Source organism: Stenotrophomonas sp. STEN013, assembly GCF_056760355.1.
Genome location: NZ_JBRREO010000001.1, coordinates 835,191 through 857,445 on the forward strand (window position 1 = coordinate 835,191; position 22,255 = coordinate 857,445).

Annotated in this window: 22 protein-coding genes; 7 read left to right on the forward strand and 15 right to left on the reverse strand. The window is 66.7% G+C overall.

Translation table 11 applies throughout. The annotated features are described in order from the left end of the window. Positions 1–44 precede the first annotated feature (44 nt). On the forward strand, positions 45–2,147 hold the full coding sequence (locus tag ACVOMH_RS03685; protein WP_481551076.1) for a phosphoglycerol transferase I: 2,103 nt from the start codon (positions 45–47) through the stop codon (positions 2,145–2,147). Between the two features lie 23 nt (positions 2,148–2,170). Here ACVOMH_RS03685 and ACVOMH_RS03690 read toward each other — a convergent pair whose 3' ends face one another. Next, complete coding sequence (locus ACVOMH_RS03690) at positions 2,171–4,555, reverse strand: DUF3772 domain-containing protein (RefSeq protein WP_481551152.1); 2,385 nt, start codon at positions 4,553–4,555, stop codon at positions 2,171–2,173. Positions 4,556–5,075: 520 nt separating this feature from the next. Between ACVOMH_RS03690 and ACVOMH_RS03695 the strand changes: the two genes are divergently transcribed. The 3 genes from ACVOMH_RS03695 (at position 5,076) to ACVOMH_RS03705 (ending at position 7,367) form a co-directional block, all read left to right on the forward strand. After that, positions 5,076–5,570 (forward strand): lipocalin family protein, encoded by a 495-nt coding sequence (locus ACVOMH_RS03695; protein ID WP_054659203.1) that lies wholly within the window; start codon positions 5,076–5,078, stop codon positions 5,568–5,570. A 42-nt stretch (positions 5,571–5,612) separates the two neighbouring features. Continuing rightward, positions 5,613–6,824: an NAD(P)/FAD-dependent oxidoreductase gene (locus ACVOMH_RS03700; RefSeq protein WP_481551077.1), complete on the forward strand. Its 1,212-nt coding sequence runs from the start codon at positions 5,613–5,615 to the stop codon at positions 6,822–6,824. A 105-nt stretch (positions 6,825–6,929) separates the two neighbouring features. Beyond that, positions 6,930–7,367: a hypothetical protein gene (locus tag ACVOMH_RS03705; protein ID WP_481551078.1), complete on the forward strand. Its 438-nt coding sequence runs from the start codon at positions 6,930–6,932 to the stop codon at positions 7,365–7,367. Positions 7,368–7,383: 16 nt separating this feature from the next. Here the strand turns inward: ACVOMH_RS03705 and ACVOMH_RS03710 are convergent, their stop codons facing one another. Next, complete coding sequence (locus ACVOMH_RS03710) at positions 7,384–7,707, reverse strand: DUF6122 family protein (RefSeq protein ID WP_481551079.1); 324 nt, start codon at positions 7,705–7,707, stop codon at positions 7,384–7,386. Between the two features lie 187 nt (positions 7,708–7,894). Here ACVOMH_RS03710 and ACVOMH_RS03715 point away from each other — a divergent pair, with 187 nt between their 5' ends. Further along, positions 7,895–8,368: a YehS family protein gene (locus tag ACVOMH_RS03715; protein WP_481522633.1), complete on the forward strand. Its 474-nt coding sequence runs from the start codon at positions 7,895–7,897 to the stop codon at positions 8,366–8,368. 94 nt (positions 8,369–8,462) lie between these two features. Here ACVOMH_RS03715 and ACVOMH_RS03720 read toward each other — a convergent pair whose 3' ends face one another. The 3 genes from ACVOMH_RS03720 to ACVOMH_RS03730 form a co-directional block, all read right to left on the reverse strand. Beyond that, complete coding sequence (locus ACVOMH_RS03720; protein ID WP_057506070.1) at positions 8,463–9,035, reverse strand: OmpO family porin; 573 nt, start codon at positions 9,033–9,035, stop codon at positions 8,463–8,465. Between the two features lie 204 nt (positions 9,036–9,239). Beyond that, a complete protein-coding gene (cueR, locus tag ACVOMH_RS03725; RefSeq protein WP_481551080.1) occupies positions 9,240–9,698 on the reverse strand; it encodes a Cu(I)-responsive transcriptional regulator in 459 nt (152 codons plus the stop codon). A 23-nt stretch (positions 9,699–9,721) separates the two neighbouring features. Then, entirely contained in the window at positions 9,722–12,205 is a 2,484-nt protein-coding gene (locus ACVOMH_RS03730) for a heavy metal translocating P-type ATPase (protein WP_481551081.1), read from the reverse strand. A 135-nt stretch (positions 12,206–12,340) separates the two neighbouring features. Between ACVOMH_RS03730 and ACVOMH_RS03735 the strand changes: the two genes are divergently transcribed. After that, positions 12,341–12,538, forward strand: coding sequence for a heavy-metal-associated domain-containing protein (locus ACVOMH_RS03735; RefSeq protein WP_054659872.1), 198 nt, complete (start codon positions 12,341–12,343; stop codon positions 12,536–12,538). A 78-nt stretch (positions 12,539–12,616) separates the two neighbouring features. Here ACVOMH_RS03735 and ACVOMH_RS03740 read toward each other — a convergent pair whose 3' ends face one another. Next, on the reverse strand, positions 12,617–13,042 hold the full coding sequence (locus tag ACVOMH_RS03740; RefSeq protein ID WP_481551082.1) for a hypothetical protein: 426 nt from the start codon (positions 13,040–13,042) through the stop codon (positions 12,617–12,619). A 147-nt stretch (positions 13,043–13,189) separates the two neighbouring features. On the opposite strand from ACVOMH_RS03740, the gene ACVOMH_RS03745 reads away from it, so the two are divergent. Further along, positions 13,190–13,579: a DUF6165 family protein gene (locus tag ACVOMH_RS03745; RefSeq protein ID WP_481551083.1), complete on the forward strand. Its 390-nt coding sequence runs from the start codon at positions 13,190–13,192 to the stop codon at positions 13,577–13,579. Between the two features lie 76 nt (positions 13,580–13,655). Here the strand turns inward: ACVOMH_RS03745 and ACVOMH_RS03750 are convergent, their stop codons facing one another. The 9 genes from ACVOMH_RS03750 to bioA all read right to left on the reverse strand — a co-directional run bounded on the left by ACVOMH_RS03750 (position 13,656) and on the right by bioA (position 22,230). After that, the gene (locus tag ACVOMH_RS03750) at positions 13,656–14,672 is read right to left on the reverse strand and encodes a hypothetical protein (RefSeq protein WP_481551084.1); all 1,017 of its coding nucleotides are present in this window, start codon (positions 14,670–14,672) and stop codon (positions 13,656–13,658) included. Between the two features lie 29 nt (positions 14,673–14,701). Next, on the reverse strand, positions 14,702–15,610 hold the full coding sequence (locus ACVOMH_RS03755; RefSeq protein WP_481551085.1) for a c-type cytochrome: 909 nt from the start codon (positions 15,608–15,610) through the stop codon (positions 14,702–14,704). Then, the gene (locus ACVOMH_RS03760) at positions 15,607–16,953 is read right to left on the reverse strand and encodes a c-type cytochrome (protein ID WP_481551086.1); all 1,347 of its coding nucleotides are present in this window, start codon (positions 16,951–16,953) and stop codon (positions 15,607–15,609) included. Before ACVOMH_RS03760 ends, ACVOMH_RS03755 begins: the two co-directional genes overlap by 4 nt. Before the next feature lie 290 nt (positions 16,954–17,243). Beyond that, the gene (locus tag ACVOMH_RS03765) at positions 17,244–17,390 is read right to left on the reverse strand and encodes a hypothetical protein (protein ID WP_157722938.1); all 147 of its coding nucleotides are present in this window, start codon (positions 17,388–17,390) and stop codon (positions 17,244–17,246) included. Positions 17,391–17,549: 159 nt separating this feature from the next. Further along, the gene (locus ACVOMH_RS03770; protein WP_481551087.1) at positions 17,550–18,755 is read right to left on the reverse strand and encodes a TFIIB-type zinc ribbon-containing protein; all 1,206 of its coding nucleotides are present in this window, start codon (positions 18,753–18,755) and stop codon (positions 17,550–17,552) included. After that, positions 18,752–19,834, reverse strand: coding sequence for an SPFH domain-containing protein (locus tag ACVOMH_RS03775; protein ID WP_481551088.1), 1,083 nt, complete (start codon positions 19,832–19,834; stop codon positions 18,752–18,754). Before ACVOMH_RS03775 ends, ACVOMH_RS03770 begins: the two co-directional genes overlap by 4 nt. A gap of 86 nt (positions 19,835–19,920) precedes the next feature. Further along, entirely contained in the window at positions 19,921–20,211 is a 291-nt protein-coding gene (locus ACVOMH_RS03780) for a hypothetical protein (RefSeq protein WP_481551089.1), read from the reverse strand. An 85-nt stretch (positions 20,212–20,296) separates the two neighbouring features. Beyond that, positions 20,297–20,947: a dethiobiotin synthase gene (bioD, locus tag ACVOMH_RS03785; protein ID WP_481551090.1), complete on the reverse strand. Its 651-nt coding sequence runs from the start codon at positions 20,945–20,947 to the stop codon at positions 20,297–20,299. Continuing rightward, positions 20,944–22,230, reverse strand: a complete 1,287-nt coding sequence (gene bioA / locus ACVOMH_RS03790) for an adenosylmethionine--8-amino-7-oxononanoate transaminase (RefSeq protein ID WP_481551091.1) — start codon at positions 22,228–22,230, stop codon at positions 20,944–20,946. Before bioA ends, bioD begins: the two co-directional genes overlap by 4 nt. Positions 22,231–22,255: the final 25 nt, after the last annotated feature.

Below are 22,255 nucleotides of genomic sequence, written 5' to 3' on the forward strand. Positions count from 1 at the left end.
CTGCGGCCGCGGCCGTTGCCCTGTTCCACTCTCCACCTGACCGCATGCATTGGATCATCTGGTTCTATCTGGCAACACTTGTCGTCCTGCTGTTGTTGTCGCCCACCGGACTGCGCCTCAAGGCGGGACTGCTGTCCGTGCTGTTGCTGGCCTTGAGCAGCTGGTGGCTGATCGATCGACTCAGTGGCGATGGCATCAACTCCGCCACGCTCTATCACCTGCGCAGCGATATGGAAGGTGCCGGTGTGGGAGATTTCGGCGCGTACATCGCCGGCTTCCTCGCCCTGGTACTGCTGTCGCTGACACCGCTGCTGTTGATGCGGATCAAACGCTTCCATCGGAGGCGCGGCGGCGGGGCCGTGTTGACCGGATTCATCGCGCTGGTGATCGCCACGATGGCAAGCAGCCCGCTCTACACGGATGCGCGACGCATCTACCAGCAGATGCAACCGGTCGACTACAGCAGTGTCGCGCCCGAATACGTGGTGCCATCCCGGCCTTTGGCACGCACCCCGAATATCGTCTGGATCTATGGCGAAAGCCTGGAGCGCACCTATCTGGATGAGGCGGTGTTTCCCGGACTGATGCCCAACCTCCGGCGCCTCGCCCGCCAGGCGCTGGACGTGCGCAATATCGCCTCGGCCGACGGCAGCGGCTGGACCATCGCCGGGCTGGTGTCTTCAATGTGTGGGGTGCCGCTGACCACCGCACAGGGTGATGAGAACAGCATGGGCCGCATGGCCAGCTTCCTGCCCGAGGCGTTCTGTCTGGGCGACTATCTCAAGCAGCAGGGGTACCGCAACCATTACCTGGGGGGCGCCAACGGCCAGTTCGCGGCCAAAGCCGATTTCCTGTCCACGCACGGCTTCGACGAGGTGCGGGACCTGGCCTGGTTCCAGCAACAGGATATCGCCCAAAAGCATTTCTCCAACTGGGGCGTGCATGACGATGTGCTGCTCGATCACGCGTTCGAGCGCTTCATGGAGCTCTCACGCAACGGCCAGCCGTTCATGCTCACCGCACTGACCATGGACACCCATCACCCGGCCGGCCATCTGCCGGTGGCCTGCAGGAACCTGCGCTACCGCAGCGCGCTGGGCGATATCGGCCTGCTCCATGCCCTCCAGTGCAGCGACCGGCTGATTTCGCGGCTGGTCGATCGCATCCGCGCCAGCGCCTTTGCCGGGAACACGCTGGTGATCGTCGCCTCCGACCACCTGGCCATGCCCAACCACCTGAGCCATGTGCTGGAGAAGCAGACCCGCGAGAACCTGCTGTTGTTCCTCGGCCCGGATATCGCCCCGCGCCAGCTGCACAGCGATGCCGGCACCACGTTGGATTCGGGCGCCACCTTGCTGCAGCTGATCGATCCGGCGATCGACGCGATCGGCTTCGGACGTTCGCTGGTCGCGCCACAGCGCGCGCCCAGCGCCAGTGTCGCGGCCTTGCACGGCGATGGCGACAGCTACACCCGCTACCGCGCGTTCGCCCGCTCGCTGTGGCTGGGTGAACAGAACCGCATGCTGCGTCTGCAGGACGACCACGTGCAGGTCGGCGTGCAGAACGTGCAGCCACCGGTGCTGCTCGAGTACGACCGCAAGTGGGAGTTGAAGTCGGTGTATCTGGAGAACACCTCGCGCAAGTTCGATGAAGCCGATCCCGAGCACCGGCTGGCCTACGTGGACCGTTGCACCGCGTTCGAGGACGGGTCGGCCGAGGGCCACTGGTGCGCGCTGCTGGTGGACAGCGACCAGGGCATGCGCCTGTACCGCGACGGCCAGTTGCGCCGCGGCATCGCCGTGGATGCCCCGCTGCAACCGTTCCAGGGCCCGCGCCCGAGCGTGCGCCAGTCACGCATGATCAGCCGCCAGCCGCAGCGCACCGGACCGGGCCGGTATGTGCTGGAGATCTATGCCGCGCAGCGCCCGCAACGCGCGTTCTGGGTCGAGGCGGTGTCATCGCAGCGCAAGGTGGTGGTCGCCCAGCAATGGGTGCAGGCCGACAGCAACGGGCGCATCCGCATGCCGCTGGGACTGGATCACGCCATCGACGATCTGGAAATCCGCGCCTGGCTCAGCCATGCCGAAACCCTGGCGGTGGACGACTACGCGCTGGTGCGCACGCCGGCGCAGCGGCCCCGTTCCTGATCTGCGGCGGTCACCGCGCCGCCTCAGGTCGGCGCCGGTGCCGACGGATCGCGTACCAGATGGATATCGGTGGGGGTGACCAGCGCGATGCCCTGCGCCGCCACTTGCTGCAACAGCTCGAACAGCAGCTCACTGCGGGTGCCGTAGACATTGCGCGAGGAGGGCACGTAGGCAAAGCTGTTGATCGCCACCTGGCCACCGCTGATCGAATCGATGAACACCGACGGTTCCGGATGCTCCAGCACGGTCTCGTTGGCCGCATAGATGCCCAGCAGCAGCGCGCGCAACCGGCCCATATCGGTGCCCAGCGGCACCGAGAACTGGATCTGGATCCGCCCCAGTGCATTGGCCGTGGTCATGTTGCGGATGGTCTTGGTGATCAATTCGGAGTTGGGCACGATCAGCGTGGAGCGGTCACCCACCTGGATCTCGGTCGAACGCACCGAGATGCGGCGGATGTCCCCCTCCTGGTCGCCGATCTTCACCCAGTCGCCGATCTTCACCGGCCGCTCGGCCAGCAGGATCAGCCCGGACACGAAGTTCTGGGTGATCGCCTGCAGACCGAAACCGATACCCACCGACAGCGCGCTGGCCAGCAACGCGAGCTTCTCGAAGCCGATACCCAGCGTCGCCAGCGACCACAGTACCGCCAGCACGATGCCCAGATAGCGGGCGACGGTGCTGATCGAGTTGCGCGCACCAAGATCCAGTTCGGTCTTGGGCAGATAGGTATCCACCAGCCAGCGCTGCACCACCTGCATCAGCGCCAGCGCCAGCACCAGCACCCCGATCGCCCACAGCACCGAGGACGGCCGCAGCAGGTTGTCGCCGATCCGGATTCCACCGGCCAGCGTCTCCAGCCAGCCATACAGGGCGCTGACATTGCCGAACGGAGCGATGAACGCGGTGATACCCAGCATCACCACGGCAATCCGCAAGATCGCCGACAGCAGCACGCCGGCCTGCTCCAGACGGCCGGGCGGCAGGCCGGTGGACAGACGCAGCATGCGTCCCAGCGCACTGCCCGGTGCCAGCAGCCACAGCGCGAAATCATCGGCAAAGCGCAGCAGCAAGGTGGTCGCCAGCACAACGACCGTGCCCCATACCATCTGCTGGGCGGTGAACATGGCGAAGTTGAGATAGCCCAGCAAGGTCGCCACCAGCGCCGCGCCGATGCTCAGATAACCGCCCAGCCGCGCCACCACCAGCCAGCCGCTGCGCGGTGCACTGGGCGCGCGGCCACTGCCGGCATCCTCCTGCTCGACCTTGGCCGCCTCTGCCGCCCGGCGCCGGTGCAGCGCGGCCAGGGTCACCAGCATCGACATGATCAGCACCACATAGGTCAACGCGATCAGGCCATCGAGCGTCACCGTGCCCACCTGCGAGGTCCGCGCGGCGGCGTTGACCGCCCGCAGCAGCATCGTCAGCCAGGTCAAGCCTGCCGCCGCCCACGCGAAGCGGCGCAGGCGCAAGGCGGCCAGGTCATCGATATCCAGCAGCCGCCACGACGGTCGCTTGGGCACCAGCAGACAGGCCGCCAGTGCGCCGATGAAGGCGGCCACCAGGGTTGCCAGTGAAAACTGCTCGGCGACGCGCTCCAGCCGCGGTGCGATGGCTGAAATCTCCTGCAGCCCCGCCACCATCGCCAGACTCGCCAGCCACGGCATCAGCGTACCTACCAGCAGCAGCCACACCGCCAGTCCGGTACGCCGCAGACGCCCTGCCGGCGCCCGCTCGGAGGCGGCATAGCGGCGCCCTAGATGCCGCAGCCACAGCCGCAGCGGAAACAGCAGCACCAGCGCCACCGCCGCGCCAACCAACGGTGCCGCCCAGCCATGCCGGGCCGTGGCCTGGCGCATGCCGTTGCCGGCCTGCCGGTACAGCGACTGGAAGCGCCCCACATCGTCCGGCAGCTGCGCGAAGAACTGGCGCCACAATGCCGGCGACAGCGGCGAGCCGACCTTGCGCCCGAGCTGTTCGCCGAACTGCTGGGCCCGCATCTTCTCGATCGCCTCGCCCAGTTGCCGCGCATCCTCGGCCAACAGTTTTCCCCGCTTGATAGCGGCATCGATCTGGTCGCGCTGGCGCTCCAGCGCCTTGCGCTGCCGGGCGATATCGGCCACTTCGCCCCCTTCCGGCGCCGGCCCGAGCTGTTCGATACGCGCGTCCAGCTGGGCCAGCTCCGGCGCCAGTGCCTGCACGCTGCTCTCGGCCTCGCGCTGGGCCTGGGCGGCCTGCTCGGACAGGGTCTTGAGGGTTTCCGGCGCGTCGGCATCATCCATGGCGTGCTGCGTCGAGGCGAACAGCTTGCTGGCCTGTTCAATCCGCAGCTGCGGGGTCGGCCCGGCGCTGGCCGCGGCTTGCGGCGCGGCGCGTGCCGGCTCGACCGACAGCCCTGTTCCCACCATCAAAATGACAAACAGCACGACGCGCAGCGGCTGTAGAACGCATTGAGCAAGCAAGGCAAAAGCACCGGATCGCGCGGAACACCGCGCCTGCTGCGGACTATAGATCAGCCAACATCTAGATCATGCGAACCGTCGCGACACGCAGCACGGCGGACGCAACCGCGCCAGGTGAGGGCGGTTGCGTCCGGGAATGCGGGGAGAGCTTCCACAGTGGGCTGATCGTGGGCATAGGCTGCCCTGGGCTCGCAGCCCTGAGAGTCCGGCCGCGGACCGGCACCCGCAAACAGCGGACTTCGCCGTCGAACAGCGCAGTCACCTGTTTGCAGCGCGCGCGTGGCGCGCCCACGGTCAAGCAGCGGGCTATGTGAGCGGAGTAACGCCAGGCGGAGCAAAAGTGATTCAGGTCACGGTCTGCCTGGAGCAACCGGCAATCCGCGCGGCCGGCGCGCACAACCCGTTCACCGCGCTCGGGCTATAGCGTTGCCTCCCGGAACTTGCCATTACCAAGGAGACGCTATCCATGACCGAGCATTCGCCCCTGCCTACCGTGCCCTCGCTGGAGCTGCAGCGCTATCTGGGCACCTGGTATGAAATCGATCGTCTGCCAATGCGGCATGAGCCGGAAGACGCCACCGATGTCAGCGCGCACTACTCGCTCAATGAAGATGGCAGCGTAAGGGTGCAAAACCGCTGCCTGCACAACGGTGAGCTGGAAGAATCCATCGGCCGGGCCACGCCGGTGGATGCCTCCAACAGCAAACTGGAAGTCAGCTTCCTGCCCGAAGGCCTGCGCTGGATTCCCTTCACCAAAGGCGACTACTGGGTGATCGCACTGGCTCCGGACTACACCACGGCGATGGTGGGCAGCCCGGACCGCAAATACCTGTGGCTGCTGGCCCGGCAACCGGATATGGACGCGACCATCCGCGAGCACTACCTGGCACGGGCACGCCAACTGGGCTTCGATATCGAGCCGCTGATTCATACCCCGCACACCGGCCAGCGCACGGCCTGAACCGGCACCACTGAACCTCTACAGGCGAGGAACACGACGACGATGGATCTTAAAAGCGGCTATCCGTTCTGGGCGATCCGCAACGGGTTGATGCGGGCCTTCCCGCAGCTGGAGCAGTCGCTGCGCTGCGATGTGCTGGTGATCGGCGGCGGTATCAGCGGCGCCCTGATCGCCGACGAGCTGGGGCTGCATGGCCATGATGTGGCCGTGGTGGAGCAACGTGATATCGGCTGGGGCTCCACCGCGGCCAGCACGGCGCTGTTGCAGTACGAAATCGATACGCCGCTGCGGGTACTGGCCAAACACTACGGCGAAGAACAGGCGGTGCTGGCCTACCAGGCCTGTGCCGAGGCCATCCCAGGATTGCAGCAGGTCGCCGCGCGGCTGCGCGGCACGGATTTCCAGCACCGCTCCAGCCTGTACTACGCCAGCCGTAGGCGCGATGTGCCCGCGCTGATCGACGAGTTCGAACTGCGCCGCCGCCACGGCTTTGCGGTGCGCTGGCTGGATACGGCGCGAATCCAGAAGCGCTATGGTTTCGCCGCGCCGGGCGCCATTGTCAGCGAGCTGGCCGCCAGCGTGGACCCGTACCGGATGACCTACCACCTGCTGGCCGAGCTGCGACGTCGCGGCGGACAGGTCTATGACCGCACCTGCATCACCGCGCTGGAGCCCTCCGCGCGCCAGGTGCAGGCACGGACCCAGCAGGGCGTCACCATCACCTGCAAACACGTGGTGATGGCCGCCGGCTACGCCAGCGAGGCGTGGCTGGACCAGCGGGTCGCGCGCAACCGCAGCAGCTACGCCTTCGTCACCGATCCGCTGCCGGTCGCGGCGCTGGGGCCGCTGCGCGCAACGATGCTGTGGGAAACCGCGCGGCCCTACCTGTATCTGCGCAGCACCGCCGATCACCGTCTGCTGGTCGGCGGTGAAGATGACGCGGTGGACATCCCCGCGCGCCGCGACGCCCGTGTCGACCGCAAGGCCCACACGCTGGCGGACAAAGTCACTGCGCTGTTTCCGCACCTCCAGCTGGTACCGGCCTTCGCCTGGGCCGGTACATTCGCCGAAACCGGCGACGGGCTGCCGTTCTTCGGCACGCATCCGCAGTGGGGGCCACGGGTGCAGTTCGCCCTGGCCTATGGCGGCAACGGCATCACCTATTCGATGATCGGCGCCGGCCTGATCCGCGCGGCCATCGAGCGGCGCCGGCACCGGCTGGCTGCGCTGTTTTCCTTCCAGCGCCTGGAGTGAGCGCCACGGGCAGGCGGAAACGACAGGCATCATTCAAGCCATATCTGCTAGTTTTGCACCAGCGGCATCACTGACGATGCCGCGTGCTCCGGAGCGGTACCCGCCATGATCCGAACCTCCCTTATCCTTGCCCTGTTGCTGCTGCCCGCTGCCGCGGTGGCGCAGAACGATGCGGTCACCCCGGGGGCGCTGGATCTGAGCGTTCCGCAGGCGCCGTTGCGGTATCTCGGTGATCCGGCCTACCAGTCCGATGCACCAGGCACGTTCTACGGCGATCACAGCGGTCGCAGCCTGTCCAGAAACCAGCCCGTCGCCGAGGCTGTCGACGACAAGCTGCAGGTGCATGGCGCGATCAGTACCGGCATCGGCTATTCCAAGCAGACCGGCAACAGCCACTGGAGCGCAGTGGATCTGAACCTGGGCAAGAACTACACCAATGACGAGGGCAAGACCCGTCGGGTGGACCTCAACATCCACCTCAGCAAGGGGGAAGGCATCGGGCCGTACGGTTATGGCCCGGGCCCCTGGTACGGCGGCTGGTAAGCCTCCCGGGACCGGCTCAGCTGCTGCAGCGCATCCACATGCAGTCGATCGCATCGAGCGCGATGTGCAGCACCAGGCCGATGCCGAGCAGGCGCGTGCGTTGGGGCACCACCAGCCCGGCATACAGCGCGATCGCCGGCGCGGTATGCAGCGGATGGAAGCCGACACTGCACCGGTCCGGCACGTAGACCGGATCGGCCAGCAGGTGATCCAGGTCGATCACCCAGCCCAGCAGCATCACCAGCCACGCCTTGCCGAACTGCGGGCGCCAGAACAGCCACGCCAGCAGCGCCGGCACCGCCGCATGCAGGCACAGGTGGATGATCGCGCGCAGGCTCACCGGCTGCCCCGGCGGAGCGTCATCTGTGGCTTCCCCGGCGGAGCGGTGGACGCGTAAGGAACGGCAGGTACGAGGCGCATGCGCGGCGGGCTGTCTGAACGGGCACCAATTGTAGGCCGGGGCCGCAGGGTGCGGCGTTACACTATGCCCCCGCAGGCAGTTCCGCCGCGGTGGTTCCGGAGTGGCAATGATCAACAACGACGTACTGCGCAGCATCCGCTACATGCTCGATCTCAGCGACGGCATGGTGGTGGATACGATCCTGCTGGCCGATCCCGCCTTCAGCGTGGATCCTTCGCAGGTGCATGATTTCCTGCGCAAGGAAGACGAGCCGCTGTTCGTGGCCTGCCCGGACGCCGTGCTGTCGCGCTTCCTCGATGGCCTGATCTACCACTTCCGCGGCCGCGACGACTCGCAGCCTGCCCGCCCGCCGGAAAAGCGCATCACCAACAACGTGGTCCTCAAGAAGCTGCGCGTGGCCTTCGAGCTGAAGGATGTCGATATGCACGATGTCTTCGAGAGCGCCGGTTTTCCGGTGTCCAAGCCGGAGCTGTCGGCGCTGTTCCGCCAGCCCGACCACAAGAACTACCGCGAATGCGGCGACCAGATGCTGCGCAATTTCCTCAAGGGCCTGACCCTGCGCCTGCGCGGCAACCGCTGAGTCACCAGCACCGTGGCGGGCAGTTGCCCCACGGTTGCACAAAGAAAAAGCCCGGCAATGCCGGGCTTTTCTGTCTGGGCAACAGCTCAGCCGGTTACCAGCTGAAGCGCGGGCCGATCGACCATTCCTTGTCGCCTTCGCCGTTCATCTTGAGGTCGCCATTGATGCCCCAGTTCTGGTTCAACTTCACCTGGCCACCGAGACGGCCGTAGAACTCGCCTTCCGGGTTGATGCCGTGCTTCTTGGTGTAGTCCTCGTAGCCGGCCATCGCATAGACCTCGGCGTGGGCACCGAACGCGGTGCGGATACCGGCCTCGGCGCTGTAGCCGTTGAAGTCCAGGCCCTGCTTCGGGTCGAACTTGTTGTAGGCCACGCGGCCGACGAAGTCGGTGCTGTTGCCGATTTCGCGGTTGTAGCCGACACCGACGCGCCACTGGTCGGTCTTGGCGTCGGTAAGGTCGGCCTTCTGCTGGTTGTATTCACCGAAGGCATGGACGTGCGGAATGAATTCATAGGAACCCTTCACGCCCCAGCCGTCGGCCTTGCCGGCGTCCGCGTCGGTCTTGACGTAATCAGCCTGTGCATAGTTGTAGGACAGGCCGTCGGCGGCCGAGGCGGCGAACGGAGCGGCGGCAAGCAGCGCCAGGGCAATCAGCGAATTCTTCATGGGTACAACCTCTGGATTACTAACTAGATGGCACAGCAGCCAGCGCGACTGCTTGCGTCCGGTTGTAAGTTTTCCGTTAGCCACCCCAACGCATCCTGAAATCGGCATGCGCGAGAAGCGCTGTTTTTAGGCGTTTATTCAGGCATTTTCTGGCACGCGTGGCGCGTGTAGCGCAATTGGCCGGATTCAAGCGAGCACGGCGATCTACGTGTGCTTGCGCTTGCCCGCAGCGGCCTGGCCGAAGGTTGTCGGCGTCGCCGGACCGTGTAGCGGCACGCCGGTTTCGATGTCGCGCAGGATCGGGCAATCCGGGCGACCATCGCCGGCGCAGCAATCCACCAGCGCCTGCACCGTCTGCACCATCTCCTGCAACTGGTCGATGCGCTCGCGCAGCACCTGGATGTGTTCGCTGGCCATGCGTTTGACGTCAGCGCTGTGGCGCGAGTGGTCCTTCCACAGCGCCAGCAGTTCGCCGATACGCTCCACGCTGAAGCCCATGTCGCGCGAACGCTTGATGAAGCCCAGCGTGTGGATGTCGCGCGGGCTGTAGAGGCGGTAGCCGGCATCGGTACGCGCCACCGGCCCGATCAGGCCGGTGTCCTCGTAGTAGCGGATCATCTTGGCCGAGATGCCGGTGGCCCTGGCGGCCTGGCCGATGTTCATGCCCACTTCCATCATCGTCTCCGTCAACCCTGCGGCGGCTGGAAGCGCTTCAGGCGCAACGCATTGCCCAGCACGAACACCGACGACAGCGCCATCGCGCCGGCGGCGAACACCGGCGAGAGCAGCACGCCCCACAGTGGATACAGCACGCCGGCGGCCACCGGAATCAGCGCGGTGTTGTAGGCGAACGCCCAGAACAGGTTCTGGCCGATATTGCCCATCGTCGCCTTGCTCAGGGCGATCGCGTTGGGCACGCCCTGCAGGCTGCCGGACATCAGCACCACATCGGCCGCCTCGATCGCCACGTCGGTACCGGTGCCGATCGCCATGCCGACATCGGCCGCGGCCAGTGCCGGCGCATCGTTGATACCGTCACCGACATAGGCCAGATGGCCATGCGTGGCCTTCAGCCGCTGCACCGCCTCGACCTTGCCTTCGGGCAGCACTTCGGCAACCACCTTGTCGATGCCCAGCTGGCGGGCGATGGCCTCGCCGGTACGGCGGTTGTCGCCGGTGATCATCACCACCTTCAAGCCCAGCGCGTGCAGCGCGGCAATGGCGGCGCGGGTGTCGTGCTTGATCGGGTCGGACACGGCGATGATCGCCGCCAGCACGCCATCGATGGCCGCGTACAGCGGGGTCTTGCCCTCCTCGCCCAGCCGCCGCGCGGCATCGGCGAACAGCGCCACGTCCAGGCCGAGCTTGTGCATGAAGCGGTCCGCGCCGACTTCCACGCGCACGCCGTCCACCTCGGCCCGCACGCCGAAACCGGTCACCGATTCGAAGGCGCTGATCGCAGGCAGCGTCAGCCCGTCCTGCCGCGCGGCGCTGACGATGGCGCGGGCGATCGGGTGCTCGGAGCGGTCCTCCACCGCCGCCACCTTGGCCAGCACACCGGCGCGGTCAAAGCCGTCGGCCAGCTGCAGGTCGGTCAGGACCGGGCGGCCTTCGGTCAGCGTGCCGGTCTTGTCCACCGCCACCACCTGCGCCTGCTTGAGCAGCTGCAGCGCCTCGCCCTTGCGGAACAGCACACCCAGCTCGGCGCCACGGCCGGTGCCGACCATGATCGAGGTTGGTGTGGCCAGGCCCATCGCACAGGGACAGGCGATGATCAGCACCGCCACCGCGTTGACCAGGCCGAAGGTCAGCGCCGGCTCCGGGCCGAGCAACAGCCACACCGCGAAGGTCAGCGCCGCCAGCGCCATCACGATCGGCACGAACCACAGGGTGATGCGGTCCACCAGGGTCTGGATCGGCAGCTTGGCGCTCTGTGCCTGTTCCACCAGGCGGATGATCTGCGCCAGTACCGTGGCCCCGCCCACCGCGGTGGCGCGCACGCCCAGCGTGCCGGTCTGGTTGACGGTGCCGCCGATGACGGTGCTACCCGGCGCCTTCTGCACCGGCACCGGCTCGCCGCTGATCATCGACTCGTCGACGTAGCTGTCGCCGTCGATCACCTGCCCATCCACGGCGATCCGCTCACCCGGACGCACGTCGATCACATCGCCAGTGGCAATCTGCTCCAGCGGCAGTTCGACCACACCGCCGTCGCGGCGCACGAGTGCGGTCCTGGCCTGCAGCTTGAGCAGGCGCTTGATCGCCTCGGAAGTGCGGCCCTTGGCCTTGGCTTCGAGCATGCGCCCGAGCAGGATCAGCGTCACGATCACCGCCGCGGCTTCGTAGTAGACGTTGACCGTGCCGGCCGGCAGCAAGCGCGGGGCGAAGGTCGCCACCAGCGAGAAGCCGTACGCAGCCAGCGTGCCGACCGCAACCAGCGAATTCATGTCCGGTGCGGCGCGCAGCAGCGCCGGGATGCCCTTGAGATAGAAGCGGCGACCCGGCAACAGCAACACCAGCGTGGTCAGCGCGCACTGCAGCAGCCAGCTGTTCTGCGTGCCCAGCGTGGTGGCAATGACATGATGGAACGCCGGCAGCAGATGCCCGCCCATCTCCAGCGCGAACACCGGCAGGGTCAGCGCCGCGGCCAGCCACAGATCGCGTTTGAGCACGCGCAGCTCCTCGGCGTGACGCTGCGCCTGGGCATCCTCGCCGCTGCCGGCCAGGTCCAGCACATGGGCGCTGTAGCCGGCCTTGGCGATGGCGGCCAGCAGCGCCTGGACCGGCGCATCGCCCTGCACCCGCGCGCGCTCGGTGGCCAGATTGACGCTGGCCGACTGCACGCCGGGGACCGCCTGCAGCGCGCGCTCCACCCGGCCCACGCACGAAGCGCAGGTCATGCCCTCGATCATCAGCTCCACCGGGGCCGGCGCGCTGACCTCGTAGCCGGCCTTGCGGATGGCCTGCACCAGCGCCTGCCGCCCGACACTGCCGTCGGTCCGCACGCTGGCGCGTTCGGTAGCGAGGTTGACGCTGGCCGACTGCACGCCGGGCAGCGCGCTCAGCACCCGCTCCACCCGGCCCACGCACGAGGCACAGGTCATGCCTTCGATCAACAATTCTTCCGAATGTTGTGCCGGATGCGGGGTGCCCGGATCGACCTTGCTCATCATCGGCTCATCTCCACCTGCCTACTGTTGAGGGCACCTTAAAGCTTCCCACGATGGCAGGGTCAAGCCTTATCCGGTGCTTGACCTTGCCACACTGGCAAGCCCCACCATGCCCCCACCCAGTGGAGATTCCCGATGAAACTGCATATCGACAGCATGACCTGCGGCGGCTGCGCCCGCAGCGTGACCGCGACCGTCAAGGACGTGGACCCGGCTGCCACCATCGACATCGATCTGGCAGGCAAGACCGTGCAGATCCAGTCCAGCCACCCGGCGACCGATTTCATCGAGGCGCTGGACGCGGCCGGCTTCCCGCCGGCACAGCAGGACTGACCGGCCCCGGTGGATCAGGGCTGAACCGGCGCCGGAGCCCCTCTTCCGCCCGGCTCGAAGGCATGCCCCCCGTGCACCTCAGCGCGCCACGCGCCGCCATACCTCGCGCTCGACCCGACGCTCACCGTCCCAGCGTTCCAGCGTCCACACATCGCCCTCCAGCGTGTAACGGAACTCGTAGCGGCCGCCGCTCTCCAGCGGATAGGACGCCATCAGCGGGGTTTCCACGTAGCGCGCGCCCTCGGTGGTATAGGTACCCGAACCGCCAGCCCAGAACTTTCCGTCGCTGGTGGTGGTGAAGGCGAAGCGGCCGTCGGCCAGCAGCTTGGTGCTGGCGAGCTTCTGGCTGGCGTAGTCCACCACCGCACCCTCTTTGTTGACGGATTCACCCGATTGCAGCTGCCACGCGCCCTGCAGTGCGGGCGCATCGCTCGCGGCAGCAGTGGCGAGGCAGGCCAGACCGCCCAACAGCACGGCGACGGCGACGGAACGCGGTGACAACATCGGCAACTCCACGGCAGGGGCGGGCCCGCATTGTGCGCGGCCACACGCAGGCGCGACCACTACCGGAACATCGGCAACCTTTCCCCGGGCGACGCGACGGCGGCGGGCGGTATCATGGCCCCCATCTTCTGAAGTGGCAGCGGCAACGTGCAGACCCTCCTGACCCCGGTATCGATCGGCGAACTGATCGACAAGATCACCATCCTGGAAATCAAGGCCGAGCGCATCACCGATGCGGCCAAGCTGGCCAACGTGCGTACCGAACTGGATGGCCTGTGGCCGCTGTGGCTGGAACAGCAGCGCGCGCGCACCGAGCTGTCGCCGCTGAAGGACCAGCTCAAGGCGATCAACGAGCGCATGTGGGAGATCCAGGACCGGCTGCGCGACAAAGAAGCGGCGCAGGACTTCGGCGCCGAGTTCATCGCCCTGGCCCGCGGTGTCTATGGCACCAATGGCGAGCGCGTGGCGGTCAAGAACGAGATCAACCGCGTCGCGGGCTCGGCGCTGGTGGAAGAGAAGCAGTACCAGGGCGAGTAAGCCCACGGCCTGGTCCGGAAAGCAAAGGCCAGCGTCACAACGCTGGCCTTTCGCGTTTCACCAACGCTGATCGGGCTCAGAATGCGAGCTGCGCCCACACGCCCACTTCGTGGCTTTCCATCGCCTTCTGCTTCGAAGCCTGCTCCACGCGCTTGCCAACCGCGGCCAGCCGCAGGTGCTTGTTCGGCTTCCACTCCACGCCCAGCTGGTGATAGCGCTCGCGCGTGATCGGATCGATATCCAGGCTCATACGGGTTTCGTCATAGCGGGCGAACACGCCGTACTGCGGGGTGAACTGGTAGCTGCTCCACGCCGACCAGCCGCGCTGGTCATCGCTGCCGGGCTTGGTGATGCGGGTCCAGTCTTCGGCACGGAAGTACTGCGCGCCGACGCGGCTGCGCTCGCCCACCCAGCTGGCCATCGCGTTCCAGCGCTGCGCGGTGTGCACATGCGGCTTGCTGCCGGCATCCTGCGCGCGCGTGCCGCGATAGCCACCGGCGGCCAATTCCACGCCCTTGAGCGGCGTCCAGCCCACCCGTGCCTCCACATCGGCGCGGTTGCCCAGCCGCGGCTTCTGGAAGCCGCCACCGGTCACCACCGAGGCCGCATACACCAGCGGCCCGTGGCGGTACTGGCCATGCACCCCGTAGTCGGCCGGCGCGCCCATCTTGGTGCGTGCGATCAATCCGGCGTCCACATACCGGAACCCTTCGCGCGCGGACTCCTGCGCGATCCACGGCGTGGGCGCATTACCCAGCCGCAGCCAGCTGCCATTGCCGAAACCGCGCTGCAGGTAGGCATGGCGCAGCCACACATCGGTCGGATCGCTGTTGCGGTTCCACTGCACATCGGTGGTGATCTGCGCCGACCAGCGCGCATTGAAACGGTGGTCCAGCGTCACGAAGGTGCGCTTCAGGTCGATCGCCAATCCCTCATCGGCGGTCTCCACACCATCGCGGTCCAGCTGGCTGGCGTTGGCGAAGATCTGCGTGGACAGCGTCGTGTCCGGGCCGCTGTCCTGCGCCAGCGCCGCCAGCGGCGCGCAGCCGGCCGCGATGGCCATGGCGAGGATTCCGCGGGAAACAATCTGCATTCCTGTACTCCTGGTTGCCAACGGCACGATCAGTACCGGGCGTCTTTGGGTTTGTTGTCGCGCGGCCAGTCGTTGACCTTGCCGGCAAAATCCGGCCGCGGCTGCCTGATGAAATACTCGGCCACATCGATCGCATCCTGGTCGGGCAGTACCGTCTGTCCGAACGGCGGCTCGTAGGTCACCGCCAGCGGCATGTTGTGCTTGACGAACGCCGCCGCCTTGCTCAATCGCGCCATGCCGGCGCCGATGTTGAACGACTCCTCGCCCCACAGCGGCGGGAAGAGGTAGTCGCCGGAGGCGTCCTTCATGCCCTCGCCGTTGTTGCCATGGCAGGAGGCGCATTGCGCGGCGTAGATCTGCTCGCCCCGTACCGGATCGGGCCGCAGCGACATGTCGATCGGTCCTTCGGTCTTGCCCGACACCTTCGCGCCCTTGGCCATGCCGCTGCCCAGCCAGTGCATGTAGGCGAGCATGCCCTGCATCTCGGCCGATTCCACCGCCAGCTTCCTGCCGTTCATCGAGCGCACGAAGCAGCCGTTGATGCGCTCGGCCAGATCGATGGCCTTGCCCGGCCGCGGCATGTAGCGCGGGTAGTTGCCGCCGGTATTGAGGTAGTGGTTGCGCAGCGGCTCGCGGCCGTTGGCCATATGGCAGGAGTTGCAGTTCAGGCCGTTGCCGACGTTGTCCGGCAGCAGCCGCGCGGTTTCATTGAGCAGACGCCGGCCCAGCATCACCTGCGCGGCGTTGGACAGCCCGGCGATCTCCTGCGCGCTGGGCGCCAGATGATGGCCCAGCAGTTTGCCGTCCTTGTCCAGCACCTCCATCGGCACCGGCTCCGGCGCATCCAGATCCGGGTGCGTGTAGGCGTGCCAGACCCAGGCGCCGGCGGCACCGGCCAGCAGCAGGGCGGCAGTGGCCGCCATCCATGACTTGTTCATTGCGCGGCCTCCTCGGGCACGTAGTGCACGGGCTTGTGCGCGATCACCCGCCGCATGCGGGCGATGTCGTTGGCCGTCACCTCGCTGGCATGGTTGCCCCAGCTGTTGCGGATGAAGCTCAGGATGTCGGCCAGCTCGACGTTGGGCACATGGGCGAAACCGGGCATGGTGAACGCCATGCGGTCATGCGCGGTCTGCGGTGTACGGCCACCGGCCAGGGTCACCTGGATCAGCGAACTGGGATCGTCGGAGAACACGATCGAATTGCCGGCCAGCGCCGGATAGATGCGTGGCGCGCCCTTGCCGTCGGCGCGGTGACAGGCCTGGCAGTGCTCCGAATAGCCCAGCGCACCGGGCTGGCGGTAGTCGCCAGCGCGCAGCTGCGCGGTGGTGGTGTCGGCGCGCGGCGTCCACTGCGGCGCACGTTCGGCACGCGCCGGCAGCTGCTTGAGGTAGTGCGCCATCGCCTGCAGATCTTCAGCACTCATGTGCTGGGTGCTGTGCTGGACCACATCGGCCATGCCACCGAACGCCGCGGTGCGGTCGGTACGTCCGCTGCGCAGGAACTCGACGATCTCGGCCTCGCTCCACGTCGCCAGCCCGATATCCTCATCGCGCAGGCTCTTGGCATACCAGCCTTCCAGCACCGAACCGGACAGGAACTGGCGGCCACCATCATCGGCCAGCGCCTTTTCCTGGAACGCCAGCCCACGCGGGGTATGGCAGGCGCCGCAATGGGCGAAGCCTTCCACCAGATAGGCGCCGCGCTGCGCGCTGGCATCCAGTGCCGGATCCACCCGGTGCTCGCGCGGACGGGCGAACATCAGCTGCCACCACGACAGCGGCCAGCGCATGCTTGCCGGCCATGGAATCGTGGTTGCGGCGTTGGCATGCACCACCGGCGCCACGCTGGACATGAAGTAGGCATACAGCGCCTTGATCTCCTCATCGGAGCTGATCGTGTAGGACACATACGGCATCGCCGGATACAGCGGCTGGCCATCGGCGCGGATACCACGGCGCACCGCCCGTTCGAAATCGGCGTAGTCGTAGCCCCCGATACCGGTGGCCTTGTCCGGGGTGATGTTGGTCGAATAAAGGGTGCCCATCGGCGTCTGCATGCCCAGCCCGCCGGCAAACGCCTTGCCGCCGGGAGCGGTGTGGCAGGCGGCGCAATCGGCCACGCGCGAGAGGTATTCACCGCGCTGGATCAGCGCGCGATCGTGGATATCGACCTCGGCCACCTGCCGCGGTGCGAACCAGTGTGGCGTGGAGCGGGCGACACCGTAGGCAACCGCCATCCCCGACACCACCACCAACACCAGCTTCGTGAGTTTCTTCATGCGACCTGCCTTACCGGGAGCGCGGCCATTCTCCCGAGGCCGTCTGTGCGTGGTCATGATCCAGATCAATCACCGCCGCGCGTCTGCCGCACCGCAACGCGCAAAACGTGCAAAGGCAAGGGCGTTGCGGCATTCCACCCGGACGGCGCAGGATTCAACCGCCAGCATAGGCAAAGCCGGAACATCGCCGGACTGAAGGCTGGCCTGCGGCGTTGCACCGGTACCGGAGGGTACGTGGCCGCTGCAGAAAAAAGGCCAGGCAATGCCTGGCCCACCGGTTGTGCCTGGTGTCAGGCGATTGCGTGATGCTGGAGCAGCGTGGCCACGTCCAGACGTACGGTTTTGATCGACAGGCACTGCGGACACACCCGCTCAAGCACCTTGATCGCGGGCTCGTACACCGCGTTGCATTTCCTGCACTGGATCCATCCAGTCATGTCGGCTTGCATAAGCCTCCCTTGTTGCTGTTACCACAAGCCCATCAGATGGGGGCCGCTCCAGCGGTTTTAAAGGGGGCGACCACCAGACGCCCGCGGCGGCACCGGGACCACGTCCGGTCGCTGCCGCAGCCAGCCTCATCCCGGCAACCGGCAGGCCTAGAGATTTCCCAGCACATACAGCAATGCCATCACCGCCAGCGCAGCGGTCACCGCCGCGAAGAAGATCTTCCACGCACTGTAAGGACGCTCACCGGCAATCTCGCCGGTGTAGCCGTTGGCCAGTACCTGGTAGCTGCGCGCGCCATAGGTGTAGCTGACCAGCCACACCGGCACCAGGATGTGTTTGAAGGTGCGGGCACTGTAATCGGCCTGTACCTGCAGATTGCGGTGTGTATCACCGGGTACCTGCTCGGCGCAAAGCGCTTCTGTCTGCGCCTGCATCTGCGCCACGTTCTGTTGCGCGGCCTGGCGCAGATCGACCTGGTAACGCTCCACCATCCAGCCACGCACGAACTCGGGCGAATAGGCCTTCAGATCGGTGGTGGTCGGAAAGCTGCCGATCTTGTGCAGCAGCGCCATATGCACCCCGACCGTACCCGGCACCAGCTCGTCATCGAAGAAATGCCGCAGCGAGCCCGCCGCCGGTTCCCAGCGCGTGCGTCGCTCCTGTCGGGTCCGGGTATTGCCGTTGGAGTCGCGGTAACTCACCGTCACGTAATAGTGGTAGCCGGCCTCGGCCGTCCAGCGCGCGGACACCTGCGCATCGAACGTCCAGTACGGCAGGTACACGCCCTTGAGCGTATCGGTCAACGCCGCACGCTTGAGCCGGCTCGGTGCGAACCAGCGCGTGCCGTACCACTTGCGGATGCCATCACGGACCTGCCCGTCGCTGATCTTGAACGGCAGCAGGCTCTGCGGGGTGATCGCATCGCCCAACGACTGGTGATCGATGATCGAGGGCGAGCCGCAGAACTCGCAGCGGTCGGCCACCTTGCCGGCGACAAATACCGAAATCGCATGGCAGCTCTGGCACTGCACCTCGCGTGACTGCGCGCCATAGCCGCGTTGCGCGGCAGGCGTGGCAGCCATGCTCTGCAGCAGGCCCAGCACACCGCCCGGGCGTGCCTGCTCCGCCGGCAGCGGTGGAGGCTGCGTGCGCTCGGCCGCCTGCAGCCGCGCCAGCGCCTGCATCAGGTCCTGTTCGACCACACCGGCACTGCCATCGCCCACACCGTCGGCGGCCTGCGCCAGCGGTACCACGGTGCCGCAGTACGGACAGGCCAGCGCCTGCTTGCCGGCATTCCATTGCAGATCCCCGCCGCATTCGGGACAGGGATGTTTGCCAACCGTTGCGTTGTTCATCCGCCGCGCAGGAACTCTTCCAGTGCCGAACGGGCGATGCGGGTGGCCGTGCCGATCTTTCGCGCTTTCAGCTCACCGGTGGCGATGGCGGCCATCACGTCCTCCACCGACACCGACAAGGCCTGCGCGGCCTGCTCGGGGGTGAGTACGTCCAACACCGGTGCATCCATGCTGGCGGCCGGCAATGGCGGCGGCACCGCCGCACCTGCGGCGGCCGGTGCGGTGCCCTGCATGCCGCGCATCATTTCCTGCGCCATGCCGAAGCCCATCGCCATCTGCGCCGGCACCGCGGCGGCGGCCGCCCCTTCGCCGCCCTCGCCCATGCCGTGGCCCATCTGGTATTTGACGTAGTCGTTGAGGTTGCCGATCACGCCCATGCTCGAGCGCTTGTCGATGGCCTGTTCCACTTCCGGCGGCACCGACACGTTCTCCAGCACGAAGCTGGTGATCTCGATGCCGTACTTGCCGGACATGGCCGGGTTGATGATCGGCAGCAGCGCCTCGCCTAGTTCGGAATAGCGCTGCGACACATCCAGCGCCGGCACACCGGCCCTGGCCAGCGCCTCGGTGAACACGCTGACGATGCGCGAACGCATGGTGTCGGCGAATTCGTCCAGACGGAAATTCTGGTCGGTACCCGCCACCTCCTTGAGGAACTTCGGCGGATCGACGATGCGGAAATCGTAGGTGCCGAACGCGCGCAGACGCACCACGCCGAAATCGGCGTCGCGCATCATCACCGGGTTGGCGGTGCCCCACTTGTTGCCGGTGAACAGGCGCGTATTGAGGTAATAGACATCGCACTTGAACGGCGACTCGAAGCCGTACTTCCAGCCCAGGAGGGTGGACAGCACCGGGATGTTCGCCGTGCTCAGCGTGTGCTTGCCGGGACCGAACAGGTCGGCGTACTGGCCGGCGGCGACAAACTGCACCATCTGCGACTCGCGCACGATCAGCTGCGCGCCGTTCTTGATCTGGCGATCCTCGTCCGGCCAGCGGTAGGACAGCGTGTCACGCGAGTCATCGGTCCACTCGATGATCTCGATCAGCTCTTTCTTGATGAAGCCCAGAATGCTCATACCGCCTCCCGAATCGTCTGAGGGCCGATTCTAAGACGGAACGAGCAGAGCCGGCGCAGGGCCGCCGGCCCCGGGTACCGGTGCAATCAGCCGCGCAGTGCCGCCAGCAGGGTGTCGATATTGCGCCGGTTCTTGCCCCAGTCCAGGCATTGCGTGGCCAGGATGCAGGTGCTGCGGAATACCGCATGGCCCGGTGCCAGGGTGATGGCCACGGTTTCACCAAACGAGAACAGATTCAGCCCGACCTTGGCGATCACGGTGCTGCCGTGGCGGCGGATATCCTGCCAGCCGGCCTTGCGCATGGCCGCTTCCACGGCTTCGACAGTGTGTGCACCGGGCAGGATGTGTTCGTGGAACGCGGGAAATGCGAACGTCATCAGAGGGCTCCTTCCGCAGACATGATCCATTCATATACCCAGCGCTGCCGCCAATGGCAAGCGCGTCCCCGGGGCGCCGCGGCCGTCAGGCCAGCTCCAGCCGCGGCGCCTCGTACCATTGCGCCTGCGGAAAATGGCGCGCCACATGCGCACGGATGAAACTGCGGCTGTCCGCGGCGATCACTTCATCGCCGCTGTCGTCGCGGCAGTTCCATGCCACCCCGTGCAGCGTGATGCCGCGCGCGGCAATGGCCTCCAGCGACAGCAGCGTGTGGTTGATGCTGCCCAGCCGCCCGGAGGTCACCAGCAGTACCGGCCAGCCGCGCTGGACCACATAGTCGATCGTCAGCAGCTGCGCGGTCAGCGGGACCATCAGGCCACCGGCACCTTCCACCAGCACCGTGTCATAGCGCGCGCACAAACGCGCGGTGGCCTGTTCGATCGCGGCAAGATCCAGCTCACGCTGTTCCAGCCGCGCGGCGAGGTGCGGCGAGGCAGGATAGGCGTACAGCACCGGCATCGTCGTGCCATCGCGGTCTTCCTCGAACAGATCACAGCCCATGATGCGGCGGTGCATCAGGATGTCGTCGGACGCACCGACGCAACCGGTCTGCACCAGCTTCTGGGTGATGACGTTGTCCCCTTGCTCGAGCCACTGCCGCGCCAGCCAGCCGGTGACCACGGTCTTGCCGATCTCGGTATCGATGCCACTGACGAATACCACCTTGCCGTTCATGCGCGCATATCCTCGTCCTGCAGGCTGGCCACCAGCGCCACCATGCCCTCGCACAGCTGTTGCAGCTGCGCCGGTTCAATCACATACGGCGGCATCACATACACCAGCCGTCCAAACGGGCGGATCCAGATGCCCGCCTCCAGCATGCGCTGCTGGATGCGTTCCAGCCGCAGCGGCGCCTTCAGCTCGATCACCCCAATCGCACCGAGCACCCGCACATCGGCCACCTGCGGCAGTGCGCGTGCCGGCGCCAGCCCCTCGTGCAGGCGGTGTTCGATCGCGGCCACCGTGCCCTGCCAGTCCTGCGACCGCAGCAGCCGGATCGAGGCGGCCGCCACCGCGCAGGCCAGCGGGTTGGCCATGAAGGTGGGGCCGTGCATGAACACGCCGGGCTCGCCGCTGGCGATGCCCTCGGCCACCGCACGCGTGCACAGCGTCGCGGCCAGGGTCATGTAACCGCCGGTCAACGCCTTGCCGATGCACAGGATGTCCGGACTGATACCGGCATGCTCGCAGGCGAACAGCCGCCCGCTGCGGCCAAAGCCGGTGGCGATCTCGTCGCAGACCAGCAGCACGTCATACGCGTCGCACAACCGCCGCAGCTCGCGCAGGTACTGCGGATGATAGAAGCGCATGCCACCGGCGCCCTGCACGATGGGCTCGATGATGAACGCCGCCAGCGTGTCAGCGCGCTCGGCGAACAGTTGCGCGACCGGCGCGCTATCACGCTCATCCCACGGTTCGTCAAACCCCGTACGTGGCGCCGGCACAAAGCAGCGCGCCGGCAGCGACGCACCGAACAGGCCATGCATGCCGGTGACCGGGTCGCACACCGACATCGCGTTCCAGGTGTCACCGTGATAACCGGAGCAGGTGGTGGCGATGTTGTTCTTGCAGGGTTTGCCGCGTGCGGCCTGGTACTGCACCGCCATCTTCAGCGCCACCTCCACCGACACCGAACCGGAGTCGGCGTAGAAGATCGCCTCCAGCCCCGCCGGCACGATCTCCAGCAGCGCCTTGCCCAGCGCGATCGCCGGCTCATGGGTGAGCCCGCCGAACATCACGTGCGCCATCTTTCCCAGCTGCCCGATGACGGCCTGGTTCAACACCGGGTGGTTGTAGCCATGCACCGCGCACCACCACGAGGCCATGCCGTCGATCAGGCGGGTACCGTCTTCCAGTTGCAACAACACGCCATCGGCACGGGTGACCTTGAGCACCGGCACCGGGCCGCCCAGCGCACTGTAGGGATGCCACAGGTGCTCACGGTCGAATTGATCCATCACCATCATCCAGAACCACGCCGCA